Genomic DNA, 17,562 nt, shown 5'->3' with positions numbered 1-17,562 from the left:
CAATATAGACAAATAAACGACGAAATTAATCGTTTCCTTGGTAGATGAATTACGACTTATATAACCCCAATTACAGATTTATGAAGCAGACGAAATATGTAAGTTTATGTAATCCGTAAACAAGGTTATACAATCCGTAATTTGGGTTGTAAAAGTGACGGAAGTATCCCGTATTTTTGTAATCGAGATACGAATACTGTACACTGAATAATCTGTAAGTAGGATATGGAAAAGAAAAATACATTGGATTTTAAGACCGTATATGATTGTAACTGTTGTCTGGCCTGCAAGACGTTGCATCCACAGGTAAGTCTTATCAATCTGGAGAGCCCGTCGTTGGAACAGGATACCGTCAAGTTTGAGTTTTATGCTATCTTGCTGATAGAGAATTGCCCTGACGAATGTTCATGTTGCGGACGGAAATACTATGATTATTCCAATGCAACAATGGTATTTCTTACCCCCGGCGAAATTTTCCGTATGAGTGAGGAGAAAACCTTGCCCGGCAAAGGCTACCTGCTGGTGTTTCATCCGGACTTGCTGTTTCAGACCACACTGAAGAACCACATAGAGAATTACACTTTCTTCCATTATCGTAAGGAGGAAGCATTGCACCTGTCGCAGCGTGAAACGGAGAAAGTCACCTGCTGTCTATGGAATATAGAGGAAGAACTGCATCATTCGATCGATATGCATAGCAGCACTATCCTTTCCCGGCACATTGAATTGTTACTGGACTATTGTACCCGCTACTACGAACGTCAGTTTATCACCCGTGAGAATAAGAATAAGACCATTCTGGAAAAAATGGAGCAGTTGCTCGATGACTATATAAGTTCCGGCAGATTGCAAAACGGCAAACTGCCTGCACCCGACTATCTTGCGAAGAGGCTCAATCTTTCTACATCCTATTTCAACGACCTGCTGAAATTTGAAACAGGCAAGACGCTGGAACAGTATTTCGAATTCAAACGATTGGAAGTTGCTAAACGAATGTTACTGAAATCCGATGCCACACCTGCCATCATAGCCCGCCAACTGGGTTATCCGAATGTGCAGTATTTCAGTCTTATATTCAAGAAAATAACAGGTGTTGCACCCTGCGATTACCGTTATTCGCAAAATTGAAAATTGTCATTCTGATAATTATCGCCTTAATTCCCGGTTCTATTTGGATATAGGGGATGCAAGGGGTTGTTTTTTGTGTTTCAACTGTTGGTTGGGAAGATGACGATTGTGGAGTTTTGCGGGGGATAGTGGATTATGTATTAAAAAAGAATAAATGATCGTTCGCAATATTACGAATTGAATATTGTTCGTATATTTGCGAACAATATTTTTATTCTATGTCAAGAAAAGAATTTACAACTGAACAAGAAAGATTGGCTCGTTTTGCTAAAGCATTGGGACATCCTATCCGTATAGCCATATTACAAATGCTGGCAAGTCAGGAATGTTGTTATCATGGGGACATGTCGGAAGTGCTGCCAATTGCCAAAAGTACCCTTTCACAGCATTTGAAAGAGCTGAAAGATGCCGAATTGATACAAGGAGAAATTATTCCTCCTACGGTTAAGTATTGCATTAATCAGAAGAGTTGGGAAGAGGCGAAAAACTTATTTTCTTTATTCTTTGTCGCTATTGATAACAAAGAAAACTGTAATAATAAATAGAAATATCCATTATATCCGTATAAGTACGGATCGTTTAAAATTATATATATGAAAACGAACGAAGAGAAAAAAGCATTAGTCAAAGAACAGTATAGCCAACTGGCACTAAACAGTAATTTATTAAAATCCGGTTGTTGTTGCGGTACAAAACCCATGGCTCCCTCAAAAAAGGTCTTTACCATTATGAGTGAGGATTACAGCCAGCTGAAGGGATATGAAGCTGATGCCGATTTAGGTGTAGGGTGCGGACTTCCTACCCAATATGCCGGTATAAAGGAAGGAGATATAGTTTTGGACTTGGGTTCGGGAGCTGGTAACGACTGCTTCATTGCCAGAGCCGAAACTGGTGAAAGCGGTAAAGTGATCGGGATCGATTTCTCTCCGCAAATGATTGAGAAAGCCCGTAAAAATGCGGTAAAACGAGGGTATACGAATGTGGAATTTATCGAAGGAGATATAGAAGACATCCCACTGGCTGATAATTCAATAGATGTGGTCGTAAGTAATTGTGTCTTGAATCTTCTTCCTGAAAAGAATAAGATTTTTAAAGAAATACATCGTGTTCTCAAACACGGAGGTCATTTTTGTGTATCGGATGTGGTTTTGAACGGCATATTTCCAAAAGAGTTTACAGACAATGCCTCCATGTATGCCGGTTGTATTGCCAGTGCAATTCAACGGGAAGATTATTTAGCTGAGATTGAAAAGGCGGCATTTGCAAATATCGAAGTCAAACGGACAAAAACAGTCCTGATTCCTGACGAGGTATTGGAAGAACATTTGGATGAATCGACAATATCCAGCTATAAAGCGGGGAATGTAGGGATATATTCTATCACTGTGACCGGTAAAAAAATATAGTAGTAGCTATTTTAATTTGAAGAATATGACAGATCAGCTTGACCTATTGACAAAAGAGGAATTAAAAGATTTGGTAAGAATATATGCCAGGAATATTTATGCTCTTGACGGAGTGTGGTTTCAGTCCGTGGAAGCGGAATGTGGAATGGATGACGCTATGTTGCATGATAAGCAAGCGTGGACGAGGTTTACCCGTACCGAGGCCTTAAGAATTAAGAACTTTCTGAACCTTCCCGAAAAGCCGGGGCTCGACGGGCTAGAGAAAGCGTTAGCTATTCGATTTTCAGCTTTGGCAAATCCTTCTGTGGATCTTTTCAGGGAGGGCGAATCCCTGATCTACCGGGTGAATGTTTGCAGGGTACAATCAGCCCGAAAAGATAAAGGAATGCCTTATCACCCTTGTGCGCCGGTCGGTTTTATCGAACATGCCGGTTTCGCCAGCGCAATCGATGAAAGAATCGTTACAGAAATGGTTAGCTGTTTCCCGGATGTAACAGATCTGTCGTGTGCTTGTTGCTGGCGGTTTACGATCAGTAATTCGTCTAATTGACTATATTTGTATCTTGATTATAAGAATCTAATTACAAACCATTAATCAGAAAACAATGAAATTCAGTAATGTAAGATTATTAGTAAAAGACTTCGCTAAATGCTTTAGATTCTACACCGAACAGCTTGGATTAGAACCAGCCTGGGGAGATGAAAATAGCGGATATGCCAGTTTTAAAGTAGCCGAAGGAATAGAAGGCTTCGCCCTTTTTGTATCTGACTGGATGGCACCATCGGTAGGTAATGCCGATAAACAGCAGCCCGTAGCGATGCGCGAAAAATCAATGGTCTCTTTCTGTGTAGATAACGTAGACGAAACCTTTGCCGCCCTAAAAGTAAAAGGCGTGACGTTTATCAGTGAACCTACGGATATGCCCGATTGGGGAATGCGTACCCTGTACCTGCGCGATCCCGAAGAAAATCTTATAGAACTCTTTACCCCTTTGGCTGTGGAGCAATGTAGCCAGGAACTCCTCGAAGAGGATAAGAAATTTCAATAAGAGATATTGCTAAAAAGAAACGGCTTATGTAAGTGAGCCGGACGAATGACATTTAATGAACCCTATAGTGATGCTGCTATGGGGTTCATGCATTTAAATTTACCAGTAATTTGGGTTAGATAATCAGTGATTTATATACTTTTATATTGGATACTATTCTGTAATTTTGTGTCATAACAATAAAAATAAGAATTACATATGACAACAAGGAAAGTTAAAGGTATGATTATAGTAGTGATCATGATGTTATGTATCCCCATAAATGCACAGACGCAGAGTGATAAGACATTGGTCGCTTATTTTTCGGCAACAGGAACAACGGAGAAAGCTGCTAAGTTGATTGTAGAAGTTACAGGTGGAACGCTCTACGAAATACAACCTGAAAAAGAATATGTCGCTGCTGACCTGGATTGGCATGACAAATCCTCGCGTAGCAGTGTAGAGATGTCAGATGCCAAATCACGTCCTGCATTGAATTCCAAACCTGAGAATTTTGCAGATTACGATACCGTTTATATAGGTTTCCCTATTTGGTGGAATTCTGCTCCGAGAATCATCAATACTTTTATTGAGAGCAATAATTTTGCAGGCAAGACGATTATCCCGTTTGCAACATCGGGTAGCAGCAGTATTTCTAATGCAGAAAAAGAGCTGCAGGAAACCTATCCTGATCTGAAATGGCAGAAGGGCCGACTTTTGAATGGTGCGACAAAGGAAGATATTAAGAAGTGGACTAAAAAATAAATTATTATGAGAAAGAATTTTGGGTCAAAGCCCTTTACTTATCCGCAGCCGGTGTTTATTATCGCTGCTTATGATGAAGATGGAACTCCCAATGTTATGAATGCCGCTTGGGGTGGTATCAGCGAGATGCATGAAATTAGTATTTGTATCAGTGAGGGACATAAAACGACAGCAAATATCCTGAAGCGTAAAGCTTTTACCGTGAGTATGGCAGAAGTCGGGCAGGTGGTTGCCTGTGATTACGTGGGTATTGTTTCCGGTAATAGAGTTTCGGATAAATTCGCCCGTGCAGGTTTTCATGCTACTCGTTCGGAGTTTGTGGATGCACCGTTGATTGACGAATTGTCTGTAGTGCTGGAATGTAAATTGAAGGACTATAACCCAGAGACCTGTATTTTGCGAGGTGAAATAATAAACGTAAGCGTAGATGAGCGCGTTCTCGACGAAAACGGTAAAGTGGATGTATCCAAAGTGTCTCCCATTATATTCGACCCGTTCAATAACGATTACCTGGAAGTGGGTAAAAAGGTAGGTAATGCTTTTTCGGATGGTAAGAGGTTGAAATAGGGAATCTATGCCATAACAGACGAATATATTGAGCTGCTTCATCGCCTTCTCCCATATTCGGGAGAAGGCAGTCACCATAGCTATATTTCAGTTCACAAGAAGAATATATAACCCTGTCCCTAACAAAATAGAACAAGCCATGTTTTTAAAAAGCATTTGAATAACTACCACACAGATTCCCGATACTATTTCCGGGATGCCGTATGAAGGTGATAGAAAATCCGTATCCTTGTAGCAATAGATCACCAACATACCAAATATGGCAGGAGGTAATACCCTGCCCAAGTAGTTTACATACTGGGGAGTGTGTGCGCTAGACCTGAAGATCCAGAATGGAATCCAACGGGTTAACTGTGTGGTGAGTGCCACAATAAGTATGGTGATAATTTGTTCCGTAACCGTCATGTCAGTTTCTCCTTATCTTTTGTAGTCAGCCAACGAACCATAAAAATTACAGTGATAATCAAGATCGTAGGAAGCATGAAATATGCCTTGCCGAAAAGCATTAGGCACGCGCCTGCAACTAATAGTCCTAATATAGAACTGCCGTGCGTTTGTTCTTTTTGCCACTGGCTGATGAATATCACGATAAACAGGGCTGTCATGACAAAACCTACTCCCTTAGTGCTTGCAATGGCTTCACTGGCAGAAATCGCACCAATAATAGTTCCTCCTATCCATGACACATAAAGATAGACCGAAACAAAGAGCATGAACCAATTCCGGTCTGTTCCAGGAGGGACATCTGTCATATAGTTGAGTGAAAACGCTTCATCTATCAGTCCGGAAACAGCCCATATTTTCTTTTTCCCCATGTCGCTATACTTTTCCAACATGGATATTCCATAGAACAAATGTCTTCCGTTCACTATCAACGTTAAAAGCAGGGCATAACCGGGATTGAACGTACTAAGCAATAAGCTAACAGTAACAAACTCCATCGAACCGGCAAATATAGTAGCTGCCATGCAGACAGGCCATATTATGCCGAACCCGCAGGAACGCATATATACCCCATATCCGACACCGAGGAAAGCTATACCGAGCATTACCGGAAATGCTTTAGTCAGTGCCAGTTTACGCGCATTATAAAAAGCTTGGTTCTTATTATTCATCAAGTACAGTTTGAATATTCTTATCTTTTTAACTTCTAGAATTATTTCCTGTGCAAAGATAAGAAATTCAATATATATGCTGGGTATCATGTTGAAAAATGAGGAAGATGTTGTATTTTTGCGTATAAAACAGGAAATAATCCTGCATAACTAACTAAATAAAAAAGATAAACAGGAAAAAATACGGTACAAAATGGACAAAACGGATAAAATCATATTAAATGCACTGCAAAAGGATGCCAAACAGAACATGAAAGTATTGGCAGATGAGTTAAACCTATCCAAAAGCCCTTTATATGACAGGGTAAAGCGTTTGGAAAGCGATGGATATATCTCTCACTATGCTGCTATTGTAAATAAAGACAAAATCGGTAAACCGTTAGTTGTGTTTTGCCGTCTTGCGTTATTGGTTCATGAGCATGAGAACTACGCCCGTTTCGTAAATGAAATCGTTCAATTGGAAGAAGTTGTCGAATGTTATTCCATTGGGGGTGAATACGAACTTTTAATCAAAATCGTTCTTGAAGACTTGGATGCCTATGATAAATTCAGATTCGAAAAACTGACACGCATAAACGGTATTGCCAAAATAAACAGTTCAATTACAATACGTGAATTGAAAAACACTACATACATAAAACTTTAGTGGAAGCATATTAAAAAATTAAAAGTTAACAAGAGAATGTTATATTCAGATTGTGATCAGATCTGAGGGTAGAGAAAATGATCATCTCATATCGGGCACGGGATACAGCCACATTCAGTCGTCGTTCACCTCCTTTATTATTTAAAGGACCAAAGTTCATGGATACATTTCCGTTTTTGTCCGGACCATATCCAATAGAGAATAGAATTATATCACGCTCATCCCCTTGTACGTTTTCTAAATTTTTTATGAAAATAGGCTCATCACATTGGTATGCTTTCTCTTCCAGTTCCGGATATTTACTTAATTCTTCGAGGAGCATATCTTCTATCAAGTTCTGTTGAACCTGGCTGAAAGAAACAACACCTATACTTTTTCCGGAAAGTTCCGGTGTTCTTAGACGGCGAAGTATTTCATTTACTATAGCTTCGCTTTCCGCACGGTTACTGCGTGTGCGCCCTTTGTCATATGAGCCGTCGACCCTAAACAGGCGGACTTTGGATATCCGGTCGTCAACAGAAGGAAAAGTATATAATTTAGCCCCGTAATACTGGGCATTACTAAAAGCGATAAGACTTTCGTGTTTACTACGATAGTGCCATGTCAGATAACGTGATGGTATGGAAAGCTATATGCAGTCATCCAGGATACTTTCCATGTCATCGAATGCGGCATCTTCCTCATTCACTTGAGTAGAAGAGAAGAAACTCGTTGGTGGCATCTGCTTAGGGTCTCCGACGACAACCAGTGCTTTGCCTCGTGCTATTGCTCCAACAGCCTCATTGGTGGGCATTTGTGAGGCTTCGTCGAAAATCACAAGATCGAATTTCTCAGCGCTTAAATCAATGTATTGGGCTACAGATATCGGGCTCATTAACATACATGGGCATAGCTTCGGAAGTAATGTCGGTATTTGGTCTATGAGCTTACGGATCGATGTGCCGCGTCCTCCGTTGGATATATTTCGTTTCAAAATGCCAACCTCAGAATTGGAAGTCGCTTCCATAGTTAATGAAGGTATGCGTGAGGCCAATCTACTATATAGCTCTTTTTTGCTTAATTCTTGAAACTCGTAGGTTAGTTGTTTGTATTTGGTAATTATCTCCTCAAAAAGCAATCCATTGAATAGGCGTAAGGTCTTGTCAGCGTCAACAGTTTTTAAGGCGAGTTTATGATAGATACCTTTAAGAAGTGCATTAGAGGCTTCGGTACCGTTCTTATGCTCGTTTAGGATATAATTCGTAACCATGGATAAACCTCGTGCTTCAAGTTCTCTTTTCCGGATGCACCATTGATACCAATCTTTAGTCATATTCAGGTGCTCCTTCCAATTTTTTAGCAGTACTGGAAGTTGCGTTTCAAGGTTGCTTTCCGGCAATTCGATATTACATAATCCTCTCAAATCATGGATAACCTGATTCATCTGATCGGATGTTTGTATCAACTGGTTCAGTAAATTTTTGTTGGACTGTAAGAATAGGTTCCAGTCATCACCCATTTTATCGGAAAAACGGTTAAGTGTCTCCGGCAAGCTTCTTTGGGTGAGCCGTGCGTATTCTAATAAATTCTGATAAACACCTGGGATAGCCGATAAAATAGAGGTAATCTCATCCCATTTCTCTTTATTACGTCTCCCCAAATGTCCAAAAAGAGATTGTAGTTCCGATGAATGTTCTTGGACGATCTTATTCTGTTTTTGATAGGTCCCAAGTTGATCGAGGAGATTCGGGATCTTTGTCTCTTGCAGGCTGGGGCTATAAAATCTCAACTTTTTTAGGTAAGAGCGTTTGGCAAAGTATTTAGGGAGGAACCATTTCATTTCGATGGCTTTCCATTCTTGTTGGAGGGTAAACACGTTTTCATCCAATATTTCCGGCGCGTAATCTTTGGAAAGTTCTGCCAATATTCTGTCACGTTCTTGTCCGGAGTTAGTGATCTCCTGCCATTCCCCAATCAGTTCCTCTTTGCCTCCCAGTTCCAGTAAGCCTTTGTTCAGATAGGGGATAGCGACCAGTCTGCTACTCATCTGGGCCATTAACTTAATCCCCTCCCAGCTGTCAGGGATTACGAAATCCCAATTGTCGGAGAAAAAAGTTCTTCCGGTGGATATTATCGGAAGTAGATCCATAAGACGGCTGATACTATTCTCTAACTTTTGGTTACTCTCAAGTGAAATATCATATGGCTCCAATCCTTTTAGCGGATGTGTTTCCGGCTGTCCTATTATCTGAAAGATTGTATCGAGCTCTTTTATTTTTTCTGTAAGGACCGTAAGCTCATCTTTCGTAATGGAATCCAATAGGGTAGAATCGATTACTAACTCATCACCCTGAATGGATAAATAATTCGTAATACAGTCAAAAAGGGAATAACCGTATGCATGAGGGTTATGCAAGGCCTCCATATAATCGATTAATTTCCTCCTACGTTCAAATAATTGCTTGGAAATACTCTCGAATTCATGAGGAGACTGGATATGTACAACCTCGATCGCTTTCTGAAGCTGTGCAAGGAAATGAGTTTTAGTTACTTTATTGGAATGTAGTTCCAGGCAGAATGGCTCCAAGCCGATCTTGGCTAATCGGTTTTGGACGACTGAGAGTGCTGCCATTTTTTCTGCGACAAATAAAACACGTTTCCCTTTGTATAAAGCATTAGCTATCATATTGGTGATAGTCTGGGACTTTCCGGTTCCTGGAGGCCCGTGCAGGATAAAGTTCTTTCCTTCTCCCGATTCGATAACTGCTTCCAGTTGGGAAGAGTCCACATCAATTGGAATCGCAAAACCGGAAGGTTCTATATATTTGTCAATTTCCCTTGCGTCAACTTCTTGGCTAGTATCCTGCCATTTAATACAATTCTCCATCAGACTGGCTAGAATAAGGTTCTCCTTCAACTTGTCAGCATTGGTATGGATGCCGTTCCACATAACGAACTTGTTGAATGAGAACAGTCCGATCATGGATTCTTCCACCACGTCCCAGCGTTTTTGATTGCGGATACAGGTACGGATTGCGGCAAATATCTTTTTTACATCTACTCCACTGTCATCCTTGGGTAGTGGATTAAGTCCGGAAAGATTGATGTCGAATTGTTGTTTTAATAACTCTACCAAGGTGATATTCAATATGATCTCTTCGTCCCTGGTTCGAATTACATATCCATTTGTACCTCCTCGTCGTATAATATCAATCGGTAACAATAAAATAGGAGCGAAACGAGGCTTTATACTTTTGGGGGTCTCATACCATTTGAGAATGCCCAGTACCAGAAATAATGAATTTGCCCCATTTTCCTCTATCGCTGTACGGGACGTCCTGTACACAAACTTCAGTGCGTTCTGGAGCTCGCTCTCGGTTAGGTAAGAACGGATTCTTTTGTTTTTCAGCTCACTGATCACCAACTCCTCAAGTTCGTTTTTCAGTAGTGAGGAATCATACATGCCGGTATCTCTCGGCTCTAATTTCCCTTTAATGGGGCAGGGTTGTATCTGATAATTCTCTCCGGCCTGCAATCGGTCTTCCAATTGGTCGATCTCAAAAGAGATAAACGGTATTACTCTTTTGCCCAACTTCACATTGATCAGATTATTTCGTAAGGAAAAATCTAATAATTTTCGTTCCCAGATAATTTGTTTGGTGGTTTCTTGTTTGGTAGTATCCAACTTTATCTCGAATCGGTCCAGGCTGTTTACCTTTTTTGTGGCATTTTCATGTTCAATGCCTTCATTTTTTACTTGCCATTTTCCATTATTTTCAATGCGTTGGGGGAGGGTCTGATTTTATTCAACCGACAACGGTAGACGTCTATGAATAAATCAAATCTGTTCTCGTCCTTCAGCTCATTCTGCGCTAATAAGACCGCATCATCAAATGCTATACACGTACACGATTTGGGTCTTGTGTCTGGTATTCGTCTAATGCGGAATTGCCGGTCCATTCTTCAAGGAACCGTGACGCGTTTACGCTAACCCTCGATAGCAACGGATGGTTAGGGGTTACAAAAGAGGCCAGGAGTTCAGGCATGATGCTGGCGCCGGGCCATTGGTCGTACGCCATTAATTGGATGGGGTAAGCCTGTTGATAAAGGACTTCGCCACCGGTTGAGATGATCAGGTTAAAAGTAGTATCTATTCCTTCCGTAAGTTCGATTAATCTTTCAACTTCGGGAGATATTTCGAGTGAAACGATTTGTATATTTTGTCCCTGTGGCACGATATCAAGAACACAATCGGAATATTTGATGAGTTCTCCGCTTATGGAGATCTTTACCTCGTTCCAATCTATCTCGTCATTATTTATCAATTCACAAAAACTGAATGCTGGTACATGGTTATGTATCATTGCATAATTGATACATGGCAAATATTCCAAATGAACAGTGCCGTTGAAATTCTTGGAGATTTTATCGCTACTTCCCATTACAGATTATATTTATGTAGCGCATCTTAACTGTGTGATTGCTTTTTGTAGCTTTTAATCTAAGGCGCTATGTTATTAATAGTCTCAAAGATATAAATTAAATATCAAAAAAGTATTCTTGGAATTATTTTATAATCAATTCTCGTTTTGTTTTCTAATCGGCGGTAAGACTAAATAACACTTCATAAGCCAACGGTAACACAGTTTCTCATTGTAACTCCTTTCCTTTGCAATGAGAAACAAATAAAATCGATGGATATGAAACGAATACTTTACTACATGATGTTTTTGCTGGTTACCGGTAATGGGATGTTGATCGCTCAAAATACGATTCACGGAAAGGTAACCGATATGGATAATGTTCCGATAGATGGCGTAGCTGTCGTACTTCAGACATTGGATTCCGTTTATGTGGATGCTGTGGTGACCGATAGTCTCGGACAGTTTAACCTGAACCGGACAGCTGATCAGGCTTACCGGCTTCTCTTTCAACATCTCTTATACGAACCTTTCCAGCAAGAGATTTCACAGGCGGATGCCGGAACGATTCGTCTGACAGCTAAAGATTATGAGCTGGACGGAGTGGTGGTAAAAGCCGAACGTCCGAAGGTCAAAGTGGAGAATGGCGCATTGAAATACGATGTTCCGCAACTGATGAAAGATAAATCAGTGAGTAATGCTTTCGATGCTGTAAAACAATTACCCGGTATTATCGGCGGTGCAGACGAGATTCAATTGTTGGGGGCAGGGGCTCCGAGAATTATCCTGAACGGACAGTTAACGACGATGTCGCTGGACCAGTTGATCACGATGTTGAAGAGTATTCCTTCTTCGCGGGTAAAAAATGTAGAGGTTATGTATAATGCCCCTGCAAAATACAATATTAAAGGAGCTGTTATTAACGTTATATTAGATAAGGGGTCGGCAGAAGAAACGGCTTTACAGGGTGAAGCCGGTGTTGATTATCTGCAGAAACATTTTGCAACAGGTAAGGCACATGCGAATCTCTTATATTCTACATCTAACCTGACTGTCGATTTTTTGGTAAACGGAGAGAAAGGACGATATTTTGAAGGGGAAAATATTATGGCAAGACATACCCTGGAGAATAGTGTGACGGAAATTTATCAGTCAGGCCGTGGCAATGGCCGTATAAACAGCGGAGATATGCGGTTTGGCGTAGACTATAAATTGAAGAATGAAGATAAGTTATCTGCTGCATATACTTTGGGTGGCAATAATATAAAAAAGAATCGTGTAGCAGAAACTTCTTTTTCTGTACTGCAAGATGCAGAGACAAGTGACCAACGTTTCAGCCGGACTACCGGAGAGGATAAAATAACTTTACATAATATCCGTGTACAATATGACGGTCATACGGGTATCACTGCCGGAATGGATTTTACACTCTATAAATCTCCGTCTTTCCAAAACTTTTTGGAAAACCGCGGACAGGAAACGTTGACGGATATGCAGAATAATTCCAGGCAGAATATTTCACAATGGGCACTATTTGCCAATCATACACACACTTTTGCCACCGGATGGACACTGAACTACGGTGTCCACGGTGGCTACACTTCCTCGAAAACTTATATCGATTATCTATATAATAAAGGTAATGGGTATGAACCAGATCCGGATTTATTGGAAAATAATACGCAAAAGGAATATACGGGCAATCTCTTTGCGGAAGTGTCCAAGAATTTCGGAGAGCATTTTTCGGCAACCGCTTCATTGAAAGGAGAGTATTTCAGGTCGGATTATAACTCTAACGGGAGTAAATCGACTCTTTGGAATGACTGGACATTTTTTCCGAATGCTTCTTTGAGTTATGTTTTTACACCGCAACATATTTTGCAGTTAAACGTGAACAGCGACAAAACCTATCCTTCTTATTGGGAAATAACACCGCAGATAACACCCCTAAATTCTTATTCTGTCGTGATGGGTAATCCGGCTCTGAAGCCTTATCGTTCGTATGAAGGGCAATTCCTCTATATCCTGAAACAGAAGTATACCTTTATGGTTTTCGCGCAGTACGAACCGGATTACTTTGCCCAGTTGCCGTATCAAAGTTCTACGGAACTGAAAAATGTGTTCCGTTATGAAAATATGGATTATAATTTAACGGCAGGAATAGGGGCTGTTATTCCGTTCCGTATCGGTGAGTTCATGAATAGCCAGTTTACGGCACAGGGAATCAGGATGCGTCAGAAACTGGATCATTTCAATGATATTTCATTTGATAACAGTAAATATCTGGGACAATTCTTTCTGAATAATACGTTCACGCTTTCCAAATCACGTCCGAACCTGAAGCTGGATTTGAATGGTTATTATATAACAGGAGCAGTGCAGGGTATCTACGACCTGGGTTACGTATATAATGTTTCAGCCGGTTTGAAATGGCAGTTCGCTAATGATAAAGCGACGGTTCTCCTGAAGTGCGATAATATCTTCCGAAGCAATCTTCCGAAAAAGGTAGAGATTAATCAGGCAAACCAATATAGTCGCTTGACGAAGATTGACGATACACGTTGTGTGACGGTTTCCTTTATATGGAAGTTCGGTGGTTATAAAAGTAAAAAGCATGATAAGGTAGATACATCCCGGTTCGGTAAATAAAAATCGCATATATCTGCTTGTTTTAGAAGGAGAGAAGTAGTGTGATCCTTTGATTGATGGTCTCTCTGTTGTTAAATATTTGTAGGATACTAGGCGAATATCGATAATATTCATTTAATTTTGTGTATTGATTATAAATGTTAATTACACGAAAATATTAGATGAAGAAAAGATATATATTACAGCATGTTATGGCTCTAATATTTACTCGGTCTCCTCATAAACTATTTAATTATAAACAGATAAGCAAACAAATCGGTATTGTAAAACCCGAGGAAATGTTGCAAGTCGTAGAAATTCTTTATGATCTGGCAGATGAAAATTTCATTACAGAGATAAATCGCGGACGTTACCGTTACAATGATAAGGGAATCATTTTATCCGGACGGTTTATTCGTCGTCGTAATGGAAATAACTATTTCCTTCCGGATGATAGTACACCCCGTATTGCTGTCGGCCTTCATTGTTCCTTTCGGGCATTGGATGGCGACTTGGTGAAGATCAGGCTGCTGACGAAGCGAACAGGTCCTTCACCTGAAGGTGAAGTGATTGAAATACTTCACAGAAAGGAACAACGGCTGACAGGAACATTATGCATAACGAAGGGACTGGCTTTTTTGATTACAGAAAGTAAAACATTGGAAAATAATGTTTTTATTCGGTCAAACAGACTTCATGGCGGGAGAGATGGCGACAAGGTACTTGTCCGTATCATTTCATGGAATGAAGATCAAGACAATCCTTCCGGTGAGATTCTCGAAGTGTTGGGAAAGGCTGGGGAAATCCAAGCAGAAATGAAAGCCATACTGTTAGAATACGGTTTGCCTTATCAATATCCGCCTCATATCGCAAAGAGGGTGGATAGGATTTCTTCCGCAATCTCCGAGAATGAAATAATCAACCGAAGAGATTTTAGGGGAATAAAAACATTTACAATCGATCCGGCAGAGGCTAAAGATTTTGATGATGCACTCTCTGCACGCCGTCTGGACAATGGGAATTGGGAAGTCGGGGTGCACATTGCAGACGTTACTTATTACGTAAAACCAGGAAGTGCGATAGACCGGGAAGCTGCATCCCGTGGAATGTCTATCTATATGCCAAATCAAACGGTCCCGATGTTACCGGAGCGTTTATGTAATCAGATTTGTTCTCTACAGCCGGACGCGGATAAGCTCTGTTTCTCCGTCATTTTTGAGTTGGATAATAGGGCTCGCATCAGTAATATGGATGTTTGTCGGACTGTGATCAGGAGCAATCGCCGTTTCTCTTATGAAGAGGTTCAATGCATATTGGAAATTGGTAACGGCGATTACAAAGATGAAATAATAGCATTAAACCAAATGGCCCGGTTGTTACGCAAAAAACGTTTTGAGCAGGGAGCTGTCTGCTTTAACCATGGTCAAGCCCGGTTGGACTCTCATAAGTTGATCGAAGAATTTATGTTGTTGGCCAATCAAAGTGTGGCCAAATTGGTTACTTATATGCCGAAGGAAGGCAAGCGAAAGAGACCTTTTATCTATCGCGTTCACTCTTCTCCTAAGAAAGAAAAGTTAGATAAACTATGTGATCTGATTTATTATTATTTGCCGGAAATAAATAAGAAACAGCTGAAAGATTCGCGAAATTTGAACCACTTGTTGGAAAATATAACCGATGACTCTCTTCGAGGTGCTTTGGAGTTATTGTCTATTCGCCACATGCACAAGGCTAAATATTCTACCTGCAATACCGGTCACTATGGATTGGCTTTGGATTGTTATTCACATTTTACTTCTCCCATTCGGCGTTATCCGGATATGCTGGTACATCGCTTGCTCGCACATTACCTGGCCGGAGGAGCTTATGTGAGACGAGCTAAATATGAGGCAGCTTGTAGGCATTGTTCTGAAAAAGAAGCGATTATAGCCAGTGCCGAACGGGATTCGGTTAACTATATGCAGATTGAGCATATGAAAGGAAAGGAGGGAGAAGTATTTCCCGGTATTGTCGTGAATATAAAGTCTTGGGGATTATATGTGGAGTTGATCGATCTAAAATGTGGGGGACTGATTCCTGTCCGTAGCTTGGGAGACGAATATTTCGATTATAATGAAGAACAGTTGAACCTGACCGGCCGCCGCACCAAACGGAAATTTGTTTTGGGAGACTTGGTAACAGTGCGGTTGGAACAGATCGATCAGGTTCAGAAAGAGTTATATTTCAGCCTTATCGGGGTACGATCTCAAAAGGAATCCTGATCGATACGCCTAGTTTCATCAGATTCATCAAATTCGGATACATCCTTTCTTTGAACGAATCCCAGTTACGATACTCCATTTGCGTCCATCCGGCTTCTGCCAGAGCCAGCCCGCGCGGATAAGTCATATAGGTTACCCGGTTGATATCTTTTATCGCTTCTCCCCATAATGTGCCGGAGATACCCAGGATATGTGCCTGTTGTGCTGTCGGAAGTCCGTAACCCGGATCGAATTGATAACAGGTTTCCAGTGTGGTAACAGGCATTCCCCAGTTATTAAATTCCGGAAGGTCGCCTTTGAACTGAGGATAATCCAGGTAGGTGTATTCACCCGGAGCCATGATTAGCGAGTTGCCGTGTTTGGCTGTCAGTTCAATACATTTAGGAGAAAGTCCGGCACGCCAGGTTATCAGTGTGGCATCTTTGGGATAGTCGAACAGATATTCATTGGCCGGCATACGGATATTGTCCAACTCGCACCATAATACCGGCTCTTTTCCGTATTTGCGGACAGAGGCCAGTATCTTATCGAAGAAATAATTCATCAATTGTGATTCTTTGGTATAGCCTAATTGCTTCATTAATGACTGGCAACGGTCGCATTTCGTCCAGTTCTTTTCGATAACGGCTTCGTCGCCTCCCAGGTGTATTTTGGGGGAAGGGAAAAGTTCGGCTATCTCTTTGATGACATCGTCGTATACGGTATATACCTTGTCGTTATTGGCACAAAGCATCAGGTCGACCGTCTTACCCATGATTTTTTGAATCGTATCGGTATGGGTACAGCCGAGTTCCGGATAAGTGGCCAGTACGGCAACCGTATGTCCTGGTATATCCAGTTCCGGGATGATCTCTACGTTCCTGTCGGCTGCATATTGGATAAGGTCTTTCAGTTGTTGTTGGGTATAATAGCCGTTATCCGGTCCGTTAGGTCCGGTTTGGGGATTACGGAAGGCACCGGTTTCAGTCAATCCCGGATGCTTCTTTATTTCGACTCGCCAACCCTGATCGTCCGTCAGGTGAAGTTGCAGTACATTATATTTGTATTTAGCCATCTGATCGATGTAGAATTTTACATCTTCGACAGGAAGGAAGTGACGGGCGGGATCGAGCATAAGGGCACGGTAGTCGAAACGAGGTTCGTCGTCGATACGAATGGGGGCGATCTGTTTATTTGCCGTGTTACAAACATCTCCCAATAATATTTGATCCAACGTCTTTAATCCGTAGAAGAGAGCATCTTGTGTGGCTCCTTTGATGGAGACTTTATTCTCTGATATATCGAGAATATAATGTTCTTTCCCTTTTATTCCGGGGTCTGTCGATAATTCGATCAGGGAGTTTCCACTGGCGGTAAAACCTCCCATAATCGCAGGTTGGCCAACTCTATTCCTTAATATACGCTGCAACTCGAATAAACAAAATGCCTGTTTCGGTAAATTTGTTTTTACAGTTGTCTGCGGAGTGATAGTGAAATTTTTCTTGCCTGTAACCTGTTCGATGTGATTGGGCAAAGGCAATAATGCGGACGTGTTACTTTGCCCGAATGAGCAAGCCGCTGTTAATAGAAACAGAGATACGAGTTTGAGTTTTTTAGTACTAAAGATCATAAGTGTTAG

General features: G+C 41.0%; 13 protein-coding genes and 1 pseudogene. 10 read left to right on the top strand and 4 right to left on the bottom strand.

Annotated features, from left to right (window positions below):
- The first annotated feature begins 225 nt into the window (after window positions 1-225).
- The 7 genes from P3L47_RS17505 to P3L47_RS17475 all read left to right on the top strand — a co-directional run bounded on the left by P3L47_RS17505 (window position 226) and on the right by P3L47_RS17475 (window position 4,894).
- Complete coding sequence (locus P3L47_RS17505) at window positions 226-1,128, top strand: helix-turn-helix domain-containing protein (RefSeq protein WP_277781582.1); 903 nt, start codon at window positions 226-228, stop codon at window positions 1,126-1,128.
- A 218-nt stretch (window positions 1,129-1,346) separates the two neighbouring features.
- Window positions 1,347-1,673, top strand: coding sequence for an ArsR/SmtB family transcription factor (locus tag P3L47_RS17500; protein ID WP_129733487.1), 327 nt, complete (start codon window positions 1,347-1,349; stop codon window positions 1,671-1,673).
- Window positions 1,674-1,721: 48 nt separating this feature from the next.
- A complete protein-coding gene (gene arsM / locus P3L47_RS17495) occupies window positions 1,722-2,534 on the top strand; it encodes an arsenite methyltransferase (RefSeq protein ID WP_277781581.1) in 813 nt (270 codons plus the stop codon).
- Between the two features lie 25 nt (window positions 2,535-2,559).
- Window positions 2,560-3,084 carry a DUF6125 family protein gene (locus P3L47_RS17490; protein WP_122360035.1) on the top strand — a complete coding sequence of 175 codons (525 nt, stop codon included), beginning with the start codon at window positions 2,560-2,562 and terminating at the stop codon, window positions 3,082-3,084.
- A 55-nt stretch (window positions 3,085-3,139) separates the two neighbouring features.
- Window positions 3,140-3,583 (top strand): VOC family protein, encoded by a 444-nt coding sequence (locus P3L47_RS17485; protein WP_122352822.1) that lies wholly within the window; start codon window positions 3,140-3,142, stop codon window positions 3,581-3,583.
- A 198-nt stretch (window positions 3,584-3,781) separates the two neighbouring features.
- On the top strand, window positions 3,782-4,327 hold the full coding sequence (locus P3L47_RS17480) for a flavodoxin (protein ID WP_122360033.1): 546 nt from the start codon (window positions 3,782-3,784) through the stop codon (window positions 4,325-4,327).
- Window positions 4,328-4,333: 6 nt separating this feature from the next.
- Window positions 4,334-4,894 carry a flavin reductase family protein gene (locus P3L47_RS17475; RefSeq protein ID WP_122360032.1) on the top strand — a complete coding sequence of 187 codons (561 nt, stop codon included), beginning with the start codon at window positions 4,334-4,336 and terminating at the stop codon, window positions 4,892-4,894.
- 87 nt (window positions 4,895-4,981) lie between these two features.
- On the opposite strand, the gene P3L47_RS17470 is transcribed toward P3L47_RS17475, so the two are convergent.
- Together P3L47_RS17470 and P3L47_RS17465 are read right to left on the bottom strand one after the other, a co-directional pair.
- Window positions 4,982-5,299 carry a branched-chain amino acid transporter permease gene (locus P3L47_RS17470; protein WP_122360031.1) on the bottom strand — a complete coding sequence of 106 codons (318 nt, stop codon included), beginning with the start codon at window positions 5,297-5,299 and terminating at the stop codon, window positions 4,982-4,984.
- The gene (locus P3L47_RS17465; protein WP_233576961.1) at window positions 5,296-6,009 is read right to left on the bottom strand and encodes an AzlC family ABC transporter permease; all 714 of its coding nucleotides are present in this window, start codon (window positions 6,007-6,009) and stop codon (window positions 5,296-5,298) included. Before P3L47_RS17465 ends, P3L47_RS17470 begins: the two co-directional genes overlap by 4 nt.
- A 193-nt stretch (window positions 6,010-6,202) precedes the next feature.
- On the opposite strand from P3L47_RS17465, the gene P3L47_RS17460 reads away from it, so the two are divergent.
- Window positions 6,203-6,655, top strand: coding sequence for an Lrp/AsnC family transcriptional regulator (locus tag P3L47_RS17460; protein ID WP_075559998.1), 453 nt, complete (start codon window positions 6,203-6,205; stop codon window positions 6,653-6,655).
- Between the two features lie 31 nt (window positions 6,656-6,686).
- Here the strand turns inward: P3L47_RS17460 and P3L47_RS17455 are convergent.
- A pseudogene (locus P3L47_RS17455) lies at window positions 6,687-10,998 on the bottom strand (DUF4011 domain-containing protein); the annotation flags it as partial.
- A 336-nt stretch (window positions 10,999-11,334) separates the two neighbouring features.
- Here P3L47_RS17455 and P3L47_RS17450 point away from each other — a divergent pair.
- Complete coding sequence (locus tag P3L47_RS17450; protein ID WP_277781580.1) at window positions 11,335-13,704, top strand: outer membrane beta-barrel family protein; 2,370 nt, start codon at window positions 11,335-11,337, stop codon at window positions 13,702-13,704.
- 161 nt (window positions 13,705-13,865) lie between these two features.
- Window positions 13,866-15,944 (top strand): ribonuclease R, encoded by a 2,079-nt coding sequence (gene rnr, locus P3L47_RS17445; protein WP_345799049.1) that lies wholly within the window; start codon window positions 13,866-13,868, stop codon window positions 15,942-15,944.
- On the opposite strand, the gene P3L47_RS17440 is transcribed toward rnr, so the two are convergent.
- Window positions 15,913-17,553 (bottom strand): beta-N-acetylhexosaminidase, encoded by a 1,641-nt coding sequence (locus P3L47_RS17440; protein WP_277781578.1) that lies wholly within the window; start codon window positions 17,551-17,553, stop codon window positions 15,913-15,915. The two genes, rnr and P3L47_RS17440, sit on opposite strands and share 32 nt — an antisense overlap.
- Between the last annotated feature and the right edge of the window lie 9 nt (window positions 17,554-17,562).

Origin of the sequence: Parabacteroides chongii (assembly GCF_029581355.1) — a bacterium.
Taxonomy (GTDB): domain Bacteria; phylum Bacteroidota; class Bacteroidia; order Bacteroidales; family Tannerellaceae; genus Parabacteroides; species Parabacteroides chongii.
This window is presented reverse-complemented; position numbering and strand designations above follow the sequence as displayed.

Bases quoted from the DNA above. Each gene is read 5' to 3' on its own strand.
- P3L47_RS17505 (WP_277781582.1), top strand. From the start codon at position 226: ATGGAAAAGAAAAATACATTGGATTTTAAGACCGTATATGATTGTAAC.
- P3L47_RS17500 (WP_129733487.1), top strand. From the start codon at position 1,347: ATGTCAAGAAAAGAATTTACAACTGAACAAGAAAGATTGGCTCGTTTT.
- arsM (WP_277781581.1), top strand. From the start codon at position 1,722: ATGAAAACGAACGAAGAGAAAAAAGCATTAGTCAAAGAACAGTATAGC.
- P3L47_RS17490 (WP_122360035.1), top strand. From the start codon at position 2,560: ATGACAGATCAGCTTGACCTATTGACAAAAGAGGAATTAAAAGATTTG.
- P3L47_RS17485 (WP_122352822.1), top strand. From the start codon at position 3,140: ATGAAATTCAGTAATGTAAGATTATTAGTAAAAGACTTCGCTAAATGC.
- P3L47_RS17480 (WP_122360033.1), top strand. From the start codon at position 3,782: ATGACAACAAGGAAAGTTAAAGGTATGATTATAGTAGTGATCATGATG.
- P3L47_RS17475 (WP_122360032.1), top strand. From the start codon at position 4,334: ATGAGAAAGAATTTTGGGTCAAAGCCCTTTACTTATCCGCAGCCGGTG.
- P3L47_RS17470 (WP_122360031.1), bottom strand. From the start codon at position 5,299: ATGACGGTTACGGAACAAATTATCACCATACTTATTGTGGCACTCACC.
- P3L47_RS17465 (WP_233576961.1), bottom strand. From the start codon at position 6,009: ATGAATAATAAGAACCAAGCTTTTTATAATGCGCGTAAACTGGCACTG.
- P3L47_RS17460 (WP_075559998.1), top strand. From the start codon at position 6,203: ATGGACAAAACGGATAAAATCATATTAAATGCACTGCAAAAGGATGCC.
- P3L47_RS17450 (WP_277781580.1), top strand. From the start codon at position 11,335: ATGAAACGAATACTTTACTACATGATGTTTTTGCTGGTTACCGGTAAT.
- rnr (WP_345799049.1), top strand. From the start codon at position 13,866: ATGAAGAAAAGATATATATTACAGCATGTTATGGCTCTAATATTTACT.
- P3L47_RS17440 (WP_277781578.1), bottom strand. From the start codon at position 17,553: ATGATCTTTAGTACTAAAAAACTCAAACTCGTATCTCTGTTTCTATTA.